At 67.9% G+C, this 16,969-nt stretch carries 18 protein-coding genes; 7 read left to right on the top strand and 11 right to left on the bottom strand.

Features of this window, described 5'->3' with window-relative positions:
* Nucleotides 1–74 precede the first annotated feature (74 nt).
* From QFZ27_RS36385 to QFZ27_RS36375, 3 genes are all read left to right on the top strand, one after another.
* The gene (locus QFZ27_RS36385) at nucleotides 75–1,037 is read left to right on the top strand and encodes an aromatic ring-hydroxylating oxygenase subunit alpha (RefSeq protein ID WP_429231668.1); all 963 of its coding nucleotides are present in this window, start codon (nucleotides 75–77) and stop codon (nucleotides 1,035–1,037) included.
* Between the two features lie 30 nt (nucleotides 1,038–1,067).
* The gene (locus QFZ27_RS36380) at nucleotides 1,068–2,711 is read left to right on the top strand and encodes a phytoene desaturase family protein (protein ID WP_429231667.1); all 1,644 of its coding nucleotides are present in this window, start codon (nucleotides 1,068–1,070) and stop codon (nucleotides 2,709–2,711) included.
* A gap of 262 nt (nucleotides 2,712–2,973) precedes the next feature.
* Nucleotides 2,974–3,594: a cupin domain-containing protein gene (locus QFZ27_RS36375; protein ID WP_429231665.1), complete on the top strand. Its 621-nt coding sequence runs from the start codon at nucleotides 2,974–2,976 to the stop codon at nucleotides 3,592–3,594.
* Nucleotides 3,595–3,607: 13 nt separating this feature from the next.
* Here QFZ27_RS36375 and QFZ27_RS36370 read toward each other — a convergent pair whose 3' ends face one another.
* From QFZ27_RS36370 to QFZ27_RS36345, 6 genes are all read right to left on the bottom strand, one after another.
* Entirely contained in the window at nucleotides 3,608–3,811 is a 204-nt protein-coding gene (locus QFZ27_RS36370) for a hypothetical protein (RefSeq protein ID WP_429231664.1), read from the bottom strand.
* 64 nt (nucleotides 3,812–3,875) lie between these two features.
* On the bottom strand, nucleotides 3,876–4,094 hold the full coding sequence (locus tag QFZ27_RS36365; RefSeq protein WP_429231662.1) for an acyl-CoA carboxylase biotin carboxyl carrier protein subunit: 219 nt from the start codon (nucleotides 4,092–4,094) through the stop codon (nucleotides 3,876–3,878).
* 164 nt (nucleotides 4,095–4,258) lie between these two features.
* Nucleotides 4,259–5,233 (bottom strand): 5-oxoprolinase subunit C family protein, encoded by a 975-nt coding sequence (locus QFZ27_RS36360; protein ID WP_429231661.1) that lies wholly within the window; start codon nucleotides 5,231–5,233, stop codon nucleotides 4,259–4,261.
* A gap of 10 nt (nucleotides 5,234–5,243) precedes the next feature.
* A complete protein-coding gene (locus tag QFZ27_RS36355; RefSeq protein WP_429231660.1) occupies nucleotides 5,244–6,113 on the bottom strand; it encodes a 5-oxoprolinase subunit B family protein in 870 nt (289 codons plus the stop codon).
* A 24-nt stretch (nucleotides 6,114–6,137) separates the two neighbouring features.
* The gene (locus QFZ27_RS36350) at nucleotides 6,138–7,496 is read right to left on the bottom strand and encodes an acetyl-CoA carboxylase biotin carboxylase subunit (RefSeq protein WP_429231659.1); all 1,359 of its coding nucleotides are present in this window, start codon (nucleotides 7,494–7,496) and stop codon (nucleotides 6,138–6,140) included.
* Between the two features lie 10 nt (nucleotides 7,497–7,506).
* Nucleotides 7,507–8,235, bottom strand: a complete 729-nt coding sequence (locus tag QFZ27_RS36345) for a LamB/YcsF family protein (RefSeq protein WP_429231658.1) — start codon at nucleotides 8,233–8,235, stop codon at nucleotides 7,507–7,509.
* A 367-nt stretch (nucleotides 8,236–8,602) separates the two neighbouring features.
* On the opposite strand from QFZ27_RS36345, the gene QFZ27_RS36340 reads away from it, so the two are divergent.
* The 3 genes from QFZ27_RS36340 to QFZ27_RS36330 all read left to right on the top strand — a co-directional run bounded on the left by QFZ27_RS36340 (nucleotide 8,603) and on the right by QFZ27_RS36330 (nucleotide 11,772).
* Nucleotides 8,603–9,514: a LysR family transcriptional regulator gene (locus QFZ27_RS36340; protein WP_429231656.1), complete on the top strand. Its 912-nt coding sequence runs from the start codon at nucleotides 8,603–8,605 to the stop codon at nucleotides 9,512–9,514.
* 269 nt (nucleotides 9,515–9,783) lie between these two features.
* Nucleotides 9,784–10,431 (top strand): hypothetical protein, encoded by a 648-nt coding sequence (locus tag QFZ27_RS36335; RefSeq protein ID WP_429231655.1) that lies wholly within the window; start codon nucleotides 9,784–9,786, stop codon nucleotides 10,429–10,431.
* Nucleotides 10,432–10,575: 144 nt separating this feature from the next.
* Complete coding sequence (locus QFZ27_RS36330; protein WP_429231653.1) at nucleotides 10,576–11,772, top strand: DUF3644 domain-containing protein; 1,197 nt, start codon at nucleotides 10,576–10,578, stop codon at nucleotides 11,770–11,772.
* Nucleotides 11,773–11,914: 142 nt separating this feature from the next.
* Here QFZ27_RS36330 and QFZ27_RS36325 read toward each other — a convergent pair whose 3' ends face one another.
* The 4 genes from QFZ27_RS36325 to QFZ27_RS36310 form a co-directional block, all read right to left on the bottom strand.
* Nucleotides 11,915–12,397: a cell envelope integrity TolA family protein gene (locus QFZ27_RS36325; RefSeq protein WP_429231652.1), complete on the bottom strand. Its 483-nt coding sequence runs from the start codon at nucleotides 12,395–12,397 to the stop codon at nucleotides 11,915–11,917.
* Nucleotides 12,398–12,594: 197 nt separating this feature from the next.
* Nucleotides 12,595–12,819, bottom strand: a complete 225-nt coding sequence (locus tag QFZ27_RS36320; protein ID WP_429231651.1) for a hypothetical protein — start codon at nucleotides 12,817–12,819, stop codon at nucleotides 12,595–12,597.
* Complete coding sequence (locus tag QFZ27_RS36315; RefSeq protein ID WP_429231650.1) at nucleotides 12,816–13,505, bottom strand: COG4280 domain-containing protein; 690 nt, start codon at nucleotides 13,503–13,505, stop codon at nucleotides 12,816–12,818. The genes QFZ27_RS36320 and QFZ27_RS36315 overlap by 4 nt, the downstream gene beginning before the upstream one ends.
* A 61-nt stretch (nucleotides 13,506–13,566) precedes the next feature.
* Nucleotides 13,567–14,460 carry a MurR/RpiR family transcriptional regulator gene (locus QFZ27_RS36310; RefSeq protein WP_429231648.1) on the bottom strand — a complete coding sequence of 298 codons (894 nt, stop codon included), beginning with the start codon at nucleotides 14,458–14,460 and terminating at the stop codon, nucleotides 13,567–13,569.
* 165 nt (nucleotides 14,461–14,625) lie between these two features.
* Between QFZ27_RS36310 and QFZ27_RS36305 the strand changes: the two genes are divergently transcribed.
* Entirely contained in the window at nucleotides 14,626–15,468 is an 843-nt protein-coding gene (locus QFZ27_RS36305; protein ID WP_429231647.1) for a hypothetical protein, read from the top strand.
* A gap of 192 nt (nucleotides 15,469–15,660) precedes the next feature.
* Here the strand turns inward: QFZ27_RS36305 and QFZ27_RS36300 are convergent, their stop codons facing one another.
* Nucleotides 15,661–16,884: an ABC transporter substrate-binding protein gene (locus tag QFZ27_RS36300; protein ID WP_429231645.1), complete on the bottom strand. Its 1,224-nt coding sequence runs from the start codon at nucleotides 16,882–16,884 to the stop codon at nucleotides 15,661–15,663.
* Between the last annotated feature and the right edge of the window lie 85 nt (nucleotides 16,885–16,969).

The following is a 16,969-nucleotide window of genomic DNA, read 5'->3' as shown; positions in this document are numbered from 1 at the left end:
CCTGCCCGCCGCCTGGTACCGCGACCCGGAGCGCTACGAGCAGGAGCGCCAGCGCATCTTCGCCCGGCCACTGGATGCTGTTCACCTGGTCCGCCCGGCTGCGCAACCCGGGCGACTACGTCACCGGCACGGTCGCGGGCTATCCGGTCTTCGCGATCCGGGGCGAGGACGGGCAGGTCCGCGCCTTCCACAATGTCTGCCGCCACCGCGGCGCCCAGCTGCTGACCAAGCCGGAGGGGCAGTGCCCGCGCCTCGTGGTCTGCCCCTATCACAGCTGGAGCTACACGCTGGACGGCAAGCTGAAGCGGTCGCCCGATTTCGGCTCCGCCCCCGCCTTCGACCCGGAGGAATGGGGCCTGTACCGCATCGCCGCCGAGGAGTGGCGTGGTCTGGTCTTCCTGCGCATCGCGCCGGAGGGCGAGGGGCTGCGCGAGTGGCTGGGCCCGATCGACGCTCTCGCCGCCGATTATCCGCTGGAGCAGCAGCACTGGTTCGCCGAGAAGAACCGCGACTGCGAGGTCGACTGGAAGACCTATGGCGAGAACTATCTCGAATGCTACCACTGCCGGACCATGCATCCGGGGCTGTGCGCGTCGCTGGACATGGAGCGCTACCGCATCGACGTGCATGACGGGATGTTCCACCTGCACGCGCCGAAGCGGGACGGCGGGCTGACCCGCGGCGTCTATTTCTACCGCTTCCCGTTCCTGATGCTGAACCTGTACGACTGGGGCAGCTCGATCGCGACGCTGGAGCCGCTGGGCGCCGGCCGGCTGCGCCACATCAACTGGTATTTCTTCACCGATGTGTCGCCCGGGAAGGCGGCGGAGAACCGCCAGTCGATCGAATGGTCGGCCCAGATCGTCAGCGAGGACCTCGACATCATCACCGGGGTGCAGCGCAACCTGAACGCCGGCATCTACCAGCGCGGCCCGCTGTCGCCGAAGCACGAGCACGCCGTGCACGCCTTCCAGGACATGGTCCGCCGCGGCATGGCAGACCATCCCGCCCCGGCCCACCGCGCCGCCGCCGAATAGCCGCCCTTTCGCCGAGAGACCGATCGCACCATGACCACGACCGCCATCCCCCAGGGCAGCAGCACGACGGCCAAGCGCTACGACGCCATCATCATCGGCGCCGGCCACAACGGCCTGGTCTGCGCCAACTATCTCGCCCGCTCGGGCCTCAAGGTGCTGGTGCTGGAGCGCCGCAAGGTCCTCGGCGGCGCCGCGGTGACGGAGGAGATCGCGCCCGGCTTCCGCGCCTCGATCTTCTCCTACCTGATGAGCCTGCTGCACCCGCGCATCATCCGCGACTTCGAGCTGAAGCAGCATGGGCTGGAAGTGCTGCCCTGCTCGGACATGGTCTCGCCGGTGTCGAACGACGACTACATCGTCTTCTCCGACGACATGGCCAAGACCCAGGCCAGCTTTGCCAAGTTCTCCAAGAAGGACGCCGCGATCTATCCCGAATTCGACCGCTACCTGCAGGAGGCGGCGCAGATCGTGCGCAAGCTGCTGTGGGAGACGCCGGTCGACCCGGCGCGGCGCGACTGGCGCGGCTTCCGCGACGGCGCGTCCCTGCTGTGGCGGCACCGCAAGATCGGCCGCAAGATGTATCGCGTCGCCGACATGCTGAGCATGAGCGCCTACGACTTCCTGCGCGAATGGTTCGAGGACGACCGGGTGATGGCGGTCCTGGCCTATTACGCCTCGATCGGCACCTTCGCCGGGCCGAAGACCCCGGGATCGGCCTACGTCATCATGCACCACATCATGGGCGAGCATGAGGGTGCGGGCGGCTGGGGCTTCATCAAGGGCGGCATGGGCGCGATCACCCAGGCGCTGGCCTCCTACGGCCGGACCATCGGCGTCGACCACGTCACCGAGGCCGAGATCAAGGAGGTGCGGCTGACCGGCGACCGCGCCACCGCGGTGACGACGACCAAGGGCGACACCTATTCGGCCCGGATCATCGTCTCCAACGCCAGCGCCAAGACGCTGTATCTCGACATGATCGGCGAGGCGCATCTGCCGGCCGAGGTGCTGCGCGAGATCCGCGGCTACCGCAGCTTCTCCACCGCCTTCAAGATGAACATCGCCTGCGAGCGGCCGCCGCAATACCGCATCCTCGACAAGGTCAGGGCCGACGGCGCGCTGGGCAATTTCAGCTACCCGACCTACATGCACGTCGCGCCCGACATCGACTATCTCGAGCGCGCCTATGACGATGCGAAATACGGCTGGTATTCCAGCCGCCCGTTCCTGACCCCGGTGGTGCCGACCATCGTCGACGACAGCCTGGCGCCGCCCGGCAAGCATGTCGTCAACCTGTTCGGCGGCCACGCCCCCTACACGCTGAAGGGCGGCGACTGGGCGACGGAGAAGGAGAATTTCCGCAAGACCGTGTTCGACACGATCGAGGAATACGCGCCCGGCTTCTCCAACGATGTGATCGAGGCCCAGCTGCTGGTGGCGCCGGACATCGAGCGCATCGTCGCCCTGCCGCAGGGCCACATCTTCCATGGCGAGCTGTCGACCGACCAGCTGTTCTTCCAGCGCCCGGTCTCCGGCTATGCCGATTACCGCACGCCGTTTCGCGGGCTTTACATCTGCGGCTCGTCGATGCATCCGGGCGGCGGCGTCTCCGGCATCCCGGGCCACAACGCCGCGCGCGAGATCCTGCGCGACGTCAAGGCCCTCCGGGCGTGAGGCGGAGACGGATATTGGCCGACGAAAGCAACAGGCGGCTCCTCTCATTTAAGTCCCCCCTCCCCTTGCGGGAGGGGGGCAGGGGGAGGGGTCTGCGCGCGTCCGCGCGCGAATGCGCAGAGGACCGGACTTGCCAGCCGTATCGGTTTGCGACAGTCCAGGCCGGGTCGAGCCGAGAAAACCCCCTCCCCCTAGCCCCCTCCCGCGAGGGGAGGGGGGACTCGTTCTGCTTCAGCTGGGCGGCAGGGGCAAAGGTGGGGCCATGACCGAAGGCGAGAACAGCGATCCGGAGCTGAGGGTGGCGGACTCCGATCCGGCCTCCGGCGACCCGGTCGACACGATCGGGCCGCAGATCCGCGAGCTGCGGCAGCAGCGCGGCCTGACCCTGACCAGGCTGGCGGCCACCACCGGCCTGTCGGTCGGCCACCTGTCGCAGGTCGAACGCGGGCTGTCGACGCCGACGATCCGCCAGCTGCAGCTGATCAGCAGCGCCATGGGCGTGACCATCGGCTGGTTCTTCCGCGATCCGACGCCGCGCGAGGACGAGGACCGGGTCGTGGTCCGCGCCGGGCGGCGCAAGGTGCTCGACATGGGCGGGCTCGGCCTGACCGACGAGCTCCTGGTGCCCAACCTCGAGGGCAAGCTCGAGCTGCTCCTGTGCACCATCCAGCCCGGCGCCGGCAGTCCGGACAGCTACACCCATGAGGGCGAGGAGGCGGCCTTCATCCTGTCCGGCGCGCTGGAGCTGTGGATCGACGAGAAGCTCTACGTGCTCGGCGCCGGCGACAGCTTCGCCCTGGCCAGCACCCGGCCGCACCGCTACCGCAACCCGGGCCCCGGCATCACCCAGGTGATCTGGGCGATCACCCCGCCCAGCTTCTGAGCCTGCCGCGCCGTCACTCCGCCCGGCGCCGCTTCTCGCTGTGGTTGACGACATCGCCGACATCGCCGAAGGCGATGGCGTTGCCCTGCTCCGGGATGATCTGCTGCTTCTCCAGATCGACCTGGGCGACGACGATGTCGTCCGTGTCGCCGTTGGAGTTCGTCACCTCCAGCCGGTCGCCGGGCCGGCTGCGCTTCAAGATCACGAGCGGATCCATGGTGGGCTCCCTTGCGGTGCGTTCCACCAGTCAACACGCCCAACGCCATCCCGGTTCGGCCCGGTCAGCCGATCACCACCACCGTCTGGTCGGCATCCAGCCCCTCGGCGCCTTCCTCGACATGGACGGAGGCGACGGTGCCGGCCACCGGCGCCTCGTGCGGCACCTCCATCTTCATCACCTCCATGATGAACAGCGTGTCGCCGGCCGCCACCGCGTCGCCGGGCTTGACCAGCACCTTCCACATATTGCCCGCGGTCTGGGTCTTCACTTCGGTCGCCATGGTCTTCCCTGTCGTCAGATGTGTTCTCTGGGTGTCATCACCGGGCTTGACCCGGTGATCCAGGGGCCACGAAGAACTGCTCGGGCCGCCCTGGATTGCCGGGTCAAGCCCGGCAATGACAGGAAAAGTGCAGCAGCCGGGACGGGTCCCAGCCGCTTGCCCGCCTACGCGGTCTCGATCGATGCCTCAGTGCACAGCTCGCGCAGCCGGCGGGCCATGGCCTGGGCCTCGTCGACCGAGACCGCCTTGAAGTTGTAGATCTCGCCCGGCCGCGACTGGCCCAGCTTCCAGAACGCGGCCTGCGGCACGGTGTAGGGGTTGATGAAGCCGCCCATCGACGGGCCGTCATTGACCAGGATGATCGGCGTCTGCCCGGCCAGGTTGATGGCGCCCAGCGGATAGCCCTGGTCGATGATGTTGGACGGCAGCGACCCGTGCTCCGGCGCCTTGTCCGTCGCCTTGTCGGTGAAGCTCCATTGCGGCCCGTCCAGGCGGAAGCCGGTGCGGTCGGATTTGGCCGAGAGCTTCCAGTCGGCCGACAGGAAGCGCTCATGCCCGGCGGCGTCGATCCAGTCGTCGTTCGGCCCGGCCACCACCTCGACGGTCCAGCGCTTCGCCTTGGCGAAGTCCGGCCGCGCCTCGGCCTTCACCCGGCGTCCGGGCTTGCCGGCAGCGTCCGCCACCGGCACCGACTGGCCCTCCTTGATCGCCCGGCCGTTCATGCCGCCGACCCCGGCCTTGTGGAAGGTGGCGCGGGCGCCCAGCCAGGGCTCCGTCTCGATCCCGCCGGCAACCGCGATGTAGGTCCGCGCCCCGGTGCGGGCGAAGGCCATGGCCAGGGTCTGGCCGGCCTTGACCGCCACCGACTGCCACATCGGCAGGGGCTCGCCGTCCAGCGCCGCCTGCATGTCGGCGCCGGTCACGGCGATCACGCCGTCGCGCTGGAACTTCAGCGTCGGGCCCAGGAACTGGCATTCGAGGCCGGCCGCGCCGGGCGCGTTGCCGACCAGCACATTGGCCAGGCGGAAGGACCAGGAATCCATCGGCCCGGAGGGCGGGAAGCCCTGGTTCCAGAAGCCGATCCGGCCCGGCCAGTCCTGCACCGAGGTCTCGAGCCCCGGCTTGATCACCTCGAGCATGCGGGCCTCCTCAGAACCGGCGGGCCAGGTCGAGCGACCCGACCCAGCGCTTGTACTGGCGCACGGAGAATTTCTGGTATTCCACGACGTTGTAGACGTAGCTGCCGTCGGCGACGCGCCGCTCGGCCTCCTCGAACTCCTCGACCGTGCAGGGCACGAACTTCACCCGGTCGCCGGGGCGGAACAGGCAGATCGAGTCCGTGAACACGTCGAAGCGCTTCTCCGGGTCCCAGATCGGCACCGGGATGCGGCCGAAGATCTGGTAGCCGCCGGGCAGGTGCTCCGGGTAGATCGCGGTCGAGGCGCCGCCCATCCCGACCGTGCCCTTCGGCGTCCAGGTCCGTGGCGGGTTGTATTTCGGCGCGGTCAGCTTGCAGCGCGGGTCCAGCGCCATCATGAAGGGCAGCCCGGGCCAGAAGCCCAGCGACGCCACCCAGTATTCGGTGCCGGAATGGACCCGGACGAACTGGGCCACATCCGACAGCCCGTTCAGCTCGGCCACGAATTCCGGGTCGGTCTGCTTCGGCGCGATCTTGGCGATGTAGTCCTGCACGCACTCCCGGGTCCAGGGGTCGAGATAGACCGTCGGGAAATAGAAGATCCTGCTCTCCAGCTCGATATCGTCGGACGGGCCCAGGGCGGCGATCAGCCGCTCCAGCTCGCGCGACAGGTCGGCATAGGAGATCTCGTCCGGCTCGTAATGGATCAGCATCGAGGCGAAGCAGGGCGCGGTCTCGATCACGCCCTTGGTCTTCTGCTCGGCGATGGCGGTGGCCAGGCCCTGGGCCATGAAGTTCAGCTCGAGATTCATCTCGTTGCCGAACTCGATCAGCATGTACCGGTCGCCCCCGGGCCGGAATGCCGGCGTCTCGTAGATCATCCCTGTCTCCCTGCCTGCCCTGGCTCAGCCGATCAATTCGGCCTTGTAAGTGTCGACGAAGCTCGTGGTGGTGCGGCCCGCGCGGAACGCCGGGTGGCCGATCACGCGCGCCAGGAAGGGCGCGTTGGCCACCAGCCCCTCAACCTCGACCCGCTCCAGCGCCGCCAGCATCCGGTCGATGGCGGCGGTGCGGTCCGGCCCGTGGGCGATGATCTTGGCGATCATCGGGTCGTAGAACGGCGTCACCGCATCGCCCTGGCGCACGCCGGTGTCGACGCGGATGCCCGCCATGCCCTCCGGCAGGGCCAGCCGCGCCAGCGTGCCGGGCTGCGGCAGGAACATCTTCGCCGGGTTCTCGGCATAGAGCCGGCATTCGATGGCGTGGCCCTGCTGGCGGATGTCCTCCTGCTGCAGGGAAAGATCCTCGCCGGCGGCCAGGCGGAGTTGCAGCGCCACGAGGTCCAGCCCGGTCACCGCCTCGGTCACCGGATGCTCGACCTGGATGCGGGTGTTCATCTCCAGGAAGAAGAAGGCCTCGCTGTCGGCATCGACCACGAACTCCATGGTGCCGGCGCCGCGATAGCGCACCGCCTCGGCCAGCGCCGCCGCCGCCGCGGTCATCCGGGCGCGGGTGGCGGCGGAGATGCCGGGCGAGGGGCTTTCCTCCACGATCTTCTGGAACCGGCGCTGCACCGAGCATTCGCGCTCGAACAGATGGATGGCGCGGCCGTCGCCGAAGCCGAACACCTGGACCTCGACATGGCGGGCGTTGCGGACGTAGCGCTCCAGGAACACGGCGCCGTCGCCGAAGCTGCGCGCCGCCATGCCCTGGGTCGATTCCGCCACCTTGCGCAGGTCGGCAGGCGCGTCGACCATGCGCATGCCGATGCCGCCGCCTCCGGCCGAGGCCTTGACCAGCAGCGGATAGCCGACCGTATCGCCGGCCGCCTCGATGCCCTCCAGATCTCCCTCGGCGAAGCGCCGGCTGCCGGGCAGCACCGGCACCCCGGCGCCCTCGGCCAAAGCCCGGGCGCGGGCCTTGTCGCCCATCGCCTCGATCGACTCGGGCGTCGGCCCGACCCAGGTGAGGCCGGCCTCGGCCACCGCCCGGGCGAAGCCCTCATTCTCGGCCAGGAAGCCATAGCCGGGATGGACGGCATCGGCGCCGCTGCTGCGGGCGGCTTCCAGGATCACACCGATCTTCAGATAGCTCTCGGCCGGCTTGGATGGGCCGATATGAACCGCCTTGTCGGCCAGGGCGACATGCAGCGCGTGAGCATCGGCGTCGGAGTGCACCGCGACGGTGGCCAGGCCCAGCGCCCTGGCGCTGCGGATGATGCGGCAGGCGATCTCGCCGCGATTGGCGATCAGCAGCGTCTTCACCGTCCCGCCCTCACGCTGCGCGCAGAAACGGGCCGATGGCGTCGCGCACGGCGCGCGCCACCTCGACCGCGTTCGGCGTGTCGGAATGGATGCAGATCGAATCCGGCGTCACCGCGATGTCCTTGCCGCCCTGCGACGCCACCTTGCCCTCGGTCAGCGCCCGCAGCGACCGCTCCGCCGCGCGCTTCGGGTCGATGGCGCCGCGCGACCGCACGATCACCAGGTACCCGTCGTCGCCGTAGTCGAGATCGGCATAGAACTCCGACACCATGCGGTGGCCGCGGCTCTGATACACCGTCTCGTGCAGCGTCCCGGCCATGCCCAGGATCGGCACCCGGAACACGTCGGCGGCATCGCAGATCGCATGCGCGATCGGCTCCTGCTGCGCCGCCATGCCGTACAGCGCGCCATGCGGCTTGATGTGGTTCAGCCGCATGCCCTCGGCATCCAGAAAGCCCTTCAGCGCGCCGATCTGGTAGATGATGCAGTTGGCCAGCTCGTCGCGGCCGATCTTCATCTCGCGCCGGCCGAAGCCCTGCAGGTCCGGCAGCGACGGATGGGCGCCGACCCGCACCCCATGCTTGCTGGCCAGTTGCACCGTGCGGCGCATGTGGTTGAAGTCCGAGGCATGGAAGCCGCAGGCGACATTGGCGACCGAGATCAGCGGCATCAGCGCGTCGTCGTCTCCCATCCGGTACAGGCCGAAGCCCTCGCCCATGTCGCAGTTGATCTCGGTCATGCGTCAGGGCCTTTCAAACCGCCTAAGGGCACGCCGGTGCGGTGGCGCGGACCGCGCATCGAGGCCTCTCTGTCTGGATCCGGCCGCTTGGCCGAAGGGCGATGCCGTTCGGGTCCGGGCCGGTTGCTGGCCTATCATTGCTCTGCGCCGCGCCCCTGTGAAATAGTATCTTCTTCAGACCGATATCTGATTTTCCGATATCACTCGACTTATGGCTGTGGAGAGATCGCTTGAGAATGCGCTGGCGTGAGTCGGCTGGTGGTGGTTTCGAGAACCGGCGCGCAGCGGACGTTAAAGTCCGTGAGCACCGGAAGCGGAGAAAACGCCATCAGACGGCCGCGCCAGTAGCATTATCGGGCGGTCTCTCGTGAGTTTCTCGTTTAGGCAAGTCCGCTACTTCATCGCCGCGGCGGAGCTCGGCCAGATCAGCCAGGCAGCGGTGGAGCTGAACGTCTCCCAATCGGCGGTCACGGCGGCGATCCGCCAGCTCGAGGACCTGCTCGGCACCCGGTTGCTGTTCCGCCACGCCAGCGGCGTGTCGCTGACCCATGAGGGCGGGCGCTTCCTGCCGCAGGCCCGGGCGATCGCGGCGGCGGTGGCCGAGGCGATGCGTGTCTCCGGCGACGCCGCGCCGGTCGAGGGCCGGGTGCGGGTCGGCGTCACCTACACCGTGGCGGGCTATTTCCTGCCGCCCTACCTGGCCCGCTTCCGCCGCGCCTATCCGCAGGTGACGGTGGAACTGCGCGAGGCCCACCGCACAGCGATCGAGGACGGGCTGGTGCGCGACGAGCTCGACCTCGCGGTGATGCTGACCTCGAATCTGGAGAACACCGACCAGATCGCGGCGGAGACGCTGTTCCGTTCCGCCCGCCATCTCTGGCTGCCGGTCGACCACCCGCTGCAGAAGGCGGAGCGCGTGTCGCTCGCCGACGTCGCGCGCGAGCCCTACATCATGCTGACGGTGGACGAGGCCGCCTTCACCGCCAAGCGCTACTGGGAGCGCACGCCGCACCAGCCGACCATCATGTTCCAGACCTCCTCGGTCGAGGCGGTCCGCTCGATGGTCGCGGCCGGGATGGGGGTGACGATCCTGTCCGACATGGTCTACCGGCCCTGGTCGCTGGACGGCCAGCGGATCGAGAAGCGCGCTTTGGCCGAGCCGGTGCCGACCATGGATGCCGGCCTGGCCTGGAAGCGCGACCTGGCGATGACCCCGGCGGTGCGCGCCTTCCGCGACCATCTCGGGCTCGCGTTCCACCTGCCGGCGGCGGGGGGATGAACGGCGGCAAAGGGCGGATTGCGGGCCTAGGGAACAGCCATGAGTCGCCACGCGCCTCGTGTCCGCAGAGCGGCAATTCCGATCACTGGACAGGTGCCATTGGCCGCACTTGGGCCAGTTCGAAACTCAGAACGGCTCGTATGAACAGAAATATCTCCACTCGCCTACAATAGCACCGATCTGCTAATAAGTGATTCGTTAGGTATCCGAATATAAAATGACCACATAGGATGTAAATTAATTTGGTAACTCCCGGGGGGCGAAGAAAAGTGACGTTCGATGACGCTATGCGAGCTGCTGCTTTGGTCGCAGAGAACGCAGTTGAGACCACTACGGCGAAATATGCAGCGGGTGGATTGCCGGCGGAGCCGGAGATTAGCACATATCTGATCGCGCAGCTCGATGCAAGATTTGGAGGAAGACGGATCGGCGGCTTGAGTTGGTCCAGTTCCATCGTAAGCAACGGTAGTGGCAAAGCGGCCGATGAAAAGCGTATCGGTGCTGACATACTACTTCATGTCAAACTGGATACGCCCACGCAGAAGTATAGTAAGGGCGTTCTAATTCAGGCAAAGAGGGTTGGTGCATCCGAAGACACCTCATCCACCAAGCTTGCTGAGCTACACGGCCAGTGTCTGCGGATGCTCGACCACACGTCTGCATCCTTTGTGATCAACTACACGAAGTCGGAGATGCGGGTCGGCCCAGCGACGCGATTCGCCGGCACCACAAATCCACAAATCCATAAGCAGTGCACTTGGACGTCGTATCGATTCTTCTTAGAGATTTTTAGATGCCCAGTGGGTGACCCGCGCATCCACAGTGGGAGCGTATTGGACCTCCCTCCGCCGCACATCATCCACCTTGAGGCAAAGGGGCACCTCACGCACCATAGTGAAGGCCAGGAAGTATTTTGATCGCGCCAATCGCGACATCGAGGATACTGAGGGGTGACGCAAGGGCGACTCCATAGCTTGGACGGGGACATCCTTGCTGGCGTGTTGCCGCGGAAATCAGTCTCAGTTCTTCACAGATAGACAGATGGATTGCGGGAGACGCGAATGGCGGGGGAACAAAAAAAGGGGCTGACGGACCTCGAAAAACGCATAGTAAAGGCGCTGTTTGCAAAGGGCCGGCGCAATCAGGATATCCATGCTTGGATCAACAGTGGTCGGCAGACGGCCGTCAACTTCGGCCGTGTCTCAAACGTAAAGAGCGACGCGAACCAGAAGCCAGCGACCGACGACGAGGTCGCCTACTTCATGCTCCACCGGCAGGCGTACGACAGCCAGACCGGTCTCAATCGGTATGACGATGAGCGGCTCATTCGCGCGCGTGAGGCGATGATCCTCGCGGTGCAGGTGTTCAACAGCGCCGGGCTAAAGTTCAAGACTGAGGTTTTCACCATGCTTGCGAACGTGGCATGGACCTATCTCATGCACGAGTACTACATGCGCAAGACGACGGTACAGATCGTCAACGAGCAAGGCCAGTCCATGGCGCTTAGCGAGATGATCGCCCGGCAGGATTGCCCGCTGAAGGACGGCGTGAAAAAGAACCTCAACGCATTGAAGATCCTCCGAGACCGGGTCGAGCATCACCTGCTTGGCAAGGCAGATCTAAAATGGCTCGGCATGTTCCAGGCGTGCTGCCTCAACTTTGATCGGACAATCTGCGAGATCTTTGGGGACAGGCTCACGCTGGCAAACGATCTCTCATTCGCACTGCAGTTCGCGCGCATGAATCTCGACCAGGTGACGCAGATCAATAAGTACGAGCTGCCGGAGCATATCGCGGCGGTCGACGCGCTGATCACCGAGGGCATGACGTCGGAGCAGATCAACGACACCGATTTTCAGTTCCAGGTCGTCTACACGCTTACCGCGGCGCCGAAGTCGAAGGCTCATATCCAGTTCGTGAACCCTGACTCGGCTGAAGGCAAGGAGATCCACAACGTCCTTTCAAAGAAGGTCGCGGCGGATGAGCTCTATCCATATAAGCCGAGCAAGGTGGTGAAGCTGGTCGCGGCGAAGACCAAGAAGGGTTTCACTTCACACAATCATCTGCAGGCGATTCGCAAGTACAAGATTCGACCGAAGAACGGCTCGGCTCAGCCGGAAAATACCGACAAAGCGTATTGCATCTATCATGCGGCCCATAAGGACTACACCTACTCAGATGCGTGGATGGAAAAACTGGTCGAAGCGGTGAAGGACGCGCAGGAGTTCGCCGCCATTAGGGCGGTGAAGGTGAAATGATGGCTCTATGACAATGTCATCGGCGACGTTTCCTTCCGCAAGATAGAGGGCAGGTGCCAAACTCATGACGTGCTTCCGGTCGTGAGGCTGCAGTGGCCGCTCAGGATCGAATCCGGCCAAGCCGCCCCTCCGCTCGACCAGGTCAGAACAACTCCCTCGCGTCGAAGACCAGGATGAAGCTCCCGTCCGGCCACCCGCCCTGCGGGACCGGCCAGGGCTGGCAGACAGGGTTGACCACCGCCCGCAGGGCGGCACGAGCCCAGGCCGGGCTGCCGCCCTCATCGGCGATGGAGGCCGCGCCGGGCGGGATCGTCCCGTCGGGGTTGATCCGGGTGACGCGGATGGAGACGACGGATCTGGTGGGACCCTCGGGGGAGCCGACGTTCCAGCACTGTCTGACCTTGTCGCGGATCGCGCCTTCATCTCCTTTCGACAGGACCGGCTGCGGCTGCGCCCGAGGGGTCGGGAACGCGTACGGCGCTTTGCCGACATTGGTGGCGATCGCCGTCGGCGCGCCCGATGCCGGCGACATCGGCGCCGGGAGCAGCGGCGCGGGCTGCGCCTGGACGCAGGCCGTCAGGATCAGGCTCAGCGCGACGCAGCGCGGGATCGTGGACAACGGCATTGCGGTTCGCCCTCCTCGTCATGCCGCCGCGATCGGCGCGGGCGACCGGTGAGTATGGCCGACCCCGCGGTGCCCAGGAATGGATCCTCATGCGCCGCGGCCCGGCGGAGCCGCCCGCCCGAATGGCGGTGACAGCGCTTTTAGCAGGCCTTCGCCTTACCACTGCGCCGGAGTTGGCTGTCGCATGGCGGCTCCGATCACCCCCCGCCGCGGCGCTTCGCCCGCGCCGCCCGGGCCAGGCTCTCGGCCAGGATCAGCAGGCAGCCGAAGAGGATCAGCAGCCCGCCCTCCAGCCCCGGCAGCCCGGCCCAGCGGACCGCCGCGGCGACGGCGGCGATCAGCGCGATCGCGGCCAGCGCCAGGGCGCCGTCGTCGATGAACAGGCCCAGCAGCTCGGCCAGCACGCCCTTGATCGCGGTCATGGCGCCACCTCCCGGGCCGGCGCGCCGGCGGGCGGCCGCAGCAGCCGGACGGCGGCGAAGGACACGGCCGCGACCACCGCCAGGATGCCCAGCAGCGACAGGTCGGCACCCGGCCAGTCGGCGCCCAGCCCCTCGCCGGTCCAGAACACGCCGAAGGACGTGAGCAGCAGGCCGACGGCAAATTTCAGCGTGTTCTCCGGCACCCGCGACAGCGGCTTGTGCACCGCCAGCCCGATCACCAGCACCAGCAGGCACGCGGCTGCGGCGCCGAGGCTGGCATAGCCGGTCAGGCCGCGCCCGGCGCCAACGGCGACGACGATGAACACGACCTCGGTGCCCTCCAGCAGCACCGCCTTGAACGCGGCGATGCCGGCCAGCCAGTCGGCGCGGCGCTCGGCGCTGCGGCGGCGCAGCTGGTCGGTTTCGGCGGCGAAGGCGCGCGCCTCGTCGCGCAGCGCGATCAGGCCCGACGCCCGCAGGATCGCCTTCCGCAGCCAGCGCAGCCCGAACAGGATCAGCAGCGTGCCGATGACGAATTGCAGCGCCTCGATCGGGATCAGCTCCAGCAGCGGGCCGAGCAGCAGGACCAGCACCGCCAGCACCCCGAGGGCGGCCGCGGTGCCGATGAAGGCCGGCCGCCAGCTCTGCGACAGGCCGACGGCCAGGATGATGGTGAACGCCTCCACCACTCGACGAAGGAGCCGAGGAAAGCGGCGGTGACGGTGGAGAGGATGGCGGTGGTATCGGTCATGGCGTCCGTTTCGGCCCCCGTCTCAGCCAGAGCTTGTCGATCTCGCCGCGCAGGGCGCCCAGCGTCTCGAGGCCGGCCAGCGCGCGCTCGCGGTCGCGGGCGGCCAGGGCGACGACCAGCGCCTCGATCAGCAGCATGGTGCCGGCATGCATCGATAGATGGTCGGCCCGGCCGCGCGGCACCGGCAGGATCTCGGCGACACGGTCGCGGACGAAGGGGCCGAGGCTGTCGCTGACCAGCAGCACCGGCACCCGGTGCCGCTCGGCGACATCGAGTGTCACCGCCACCTCGCGGTAGATCGGCGCATAGGCGATCAGGATCAGCGCGTCGCCCTCGGCGACCCGCAGCAGCCGGTCGGCCAGGCCAACGCCGGTCGCGGCCAGCGCTTCGCTGGGCAGCCCGATGCGGCTGAACTGCAGCGCCGCATATTCGGCCAGGCTGCCGGACGGCCCGATGCCGAAGACATGCCGGCGCCGGGCGGCGGCCAGGATCTCGACCGCATGCGCAAAGGGCTGTTGGAATTCCGGCCGGGCCAGGACCTCGGTGGCCTCGCGATGGATCGACAGCACGTGCTGCAGCGCGCCGGCCGCGTCGCCGCCGACGTCATCGAGGGTGCGGCGCATGCGGCTGCCCGGCGTCGTCGTCCCGGTGAGGTCGGCCAGCAGCGCCTCGCGCAGCTGCGACAGCCCCTCGAAGCCGAGCGACCGCGCCGTCCGCACCACCGTCGCATCGCTGGTGCCGGCTCGCGCCGCGATCTCCGCGGCGGAGGAGAGCAGGGCGGTTTCCTTCTGCGCGACGAGGAAGCGCGCGACCCGTTGCTCCGCCGGCGACAGCCGCTCGAGCGCCGCCTCGACGCGCTGGTCGATCGGGAGTGGGGCGGAGTCGGTCACGTCTGGACACGCTGATGTTGCGATTGCTACAAACACTCATACACGAAGCAGTTGCTACAGAGAAGTGTGGCGATCCAGCCTGGCGCCGCCTGCACCGGCCCCTGGACCGGTTGTTAACGCAATGTTCATTGCGCGCCCGCCTCGATCTCGTTCATGCTATGTTCTATGGAAAGAGGTGCAGAGTCCGAGCTCGACGTCCAGGCCCATTGCCGCAGCCTCGCGCTGCAGCAGATCGGGATGCTGACGCGCATCGCCGAGATCGGCATGAGGCTGGTCGAGGCGGAGGGCGCCAAGGCCATCGCCCAGGCCGAGCGGCCTGAGACCGTACCCGAGGCCGAGGCGCCCCGGGCCGATGCCCCGGCGGCCGTGGATCACGGCCTCGCCTTCGCCCGCCATGCCCGCACGGTGCAGCGGGCCCTGGCGCTGCGCAGCCGCGCCGCCGCCGATCTCTGCGCCCGCGACAAGGCCGACCGCAAGGCCCGCCGCGCCCGCCAGCGCGACCATGTCACCGGCGCTCTTGAAGCCCTGATCTGGAACCCCGCCCAGTCGACCCGGAAGCTCGACGAGGCCGATCAGTACACCAACAAGCTGCACGAGCGGCTCGACGAGCTCTACCGCGACGAGGAGGACCGGATCGAGGACCGGACGGTCGGTTCGGTGATCATGGGCCTGGCCTGCGGCCTCGGGCTGTCGGACGAATGGCGCCGCCGGGCCGCCGACTGGTCCGATGCGCCGTACCCGCCGCCGCCGACCGGCACGCCGGACGAGGTCCGGCAGCGGCGCCGGGCCAGGCTGGTCGAGTTGATGCAGCAGACGCTCGACGCCATCTCCGACCGTAAGAAGGCCGCGGCCCTCCAGGCCGGGCTGGAGGGCTGGCTCAAGGAACCCGATGTCGAAGCGTTGATCGACGCCGAGCCGCCCGCCCCGGCCGCCGAACGCCTCTGCCGATCGCTCGGCATCGACTTCCCCGGCGACTATGAGGAGCCGGTCGAACCCGACACCGGGTGACCGGCCGCGAGGCTGGTCGGATAGGCCGGGCCACCCCCTCACTCGAAATCGCTGCGCGATTTCGACCTCTCCCCAAGGAGAGGTGAATGGAGCGCCGTGCTTTTTTCCCTCTCCTCGGGGAGAGGGAGGGGCCCGTCGCGTTGGCGACGGGAGGGTGAGGGGGCCGGCCGCGCCGCTGCGCGGAATCCGGCCTCAGCTCCCCGTCAGCTCCGACCAGCGGCGGGCGAGGTAATTGTGCTCGTCCATCACCGTGTTCCACACGGCGATGCGGCTGGCGCGGCGCCAGTAGGAGCCGCCGGAGCGAACGGCACCGGCCTTCACCGCCACCCGGCCGTCGGTGCCTTCCAGATCCTTGGCCGCCGGCTTGCCCTCGTACCAGTAGTCCCACTCGGCCGGGTCCAGGAACGGGCGCACCCGCTTCGGGATCGACATGTAATAGCCCTGCCGGGCCATCACCGCGCCGGGCCAGCCGGACAGCCACCAGTTCAGATAGGCATAGGCGACATCCAGCGCCCGGCCGGACAGGGGCGCCGCGATGCACAGGCCGCCATGCCAGGCGCGATAGCCCTCGCGCGGCGCCGCCTCGCGCACCGGCACGCCCAGGCCGGACAGGGCGACCGCGGCCGGGGCCCAGCTGCTCTGGATCGCGGCGCGATGGTCGACCATCAGCCGCTTGGCGTCGGCCATGGTCTGCCAGAAACCGCAGAAATGACCCTGGCGCTTGCGCGCGATCAAGATGTCGATCAGCCGGTCGATCTCCGCCAGCGTCATGTTGCCGATATCGGCGAAGCTGGCCTCGCCGCGGGCCTGCAGCGCCAGCGCCGCGTCGAACACGCCGATCGCCGGCTCGTCGACCAGGGCGACCCGGCCGCGCCAGCGCTCGTCCAGCAGCCAGCCCCAGCTCTCGGTGTCGTAGGGCTGGCCCGGCGGCACCACGGTCGGGTCATAGGCGAAGGCGTCGACATTGTGCACCGCCGGCAGCATGCTGATGTGGCGCGACGGCTGCGGCCCCAGCGACCGGTCGGGCTGGACGTACAGCTTCTTCACCGGCGCGTCGCCGCGGCCGATCATGGCGTCGGCGCTGAGGCGGCCGGTCTTGGTCAGGTCGTTGACCTCGGCCCAGTGGGTGATACGGCCCGTGTCGATCGGCTGGATCGCCTTCCAGAACCAGACGATGTCGAGGCTGTGGAAGCACTGGTCGTAGATGTCGAAGGCGCCGGGCTGGGTCGCCGCCTTCTGCTGCGCGCCCAGGAAATCCAGCGTCTCGTAGCCGATGGTGATGCCCAGGTCGGCCTCGGCCCGCTCGCGGATGCCGTCGAGCAGTGTGATCTCGGTGCCGAGCACGCGCAGATGCGGCCGGCCCTCGGTGTGCACCGCCGGCTTGCTCAACACGATGTCGGCTGCGTCCGCGGCCATGGTCCGTCCCCCGGGCGAAGTCGTATTAGAAGCGGATTTGCCGGCGGCTGGCCAGTGCGGCGGAGGGTCCGCCCCCGGCGCTGGG

Origin of the sequence: Inquilinus ginsengisoli, assembly GCF_050434925.1 — a bacterium.
Lineage (GTDB): Bacteria > Pseudomonadota > Alphaproteobacteria > DSM-16000 > Inquilinaceae > Inquilinus > Inquilinus ginsengisoli_B.
The sequence above is the reverse complement of the archived record's forward strand: the minus strand, read 5'-3'. Positions and strand labels throughout refer to the sequence as shown.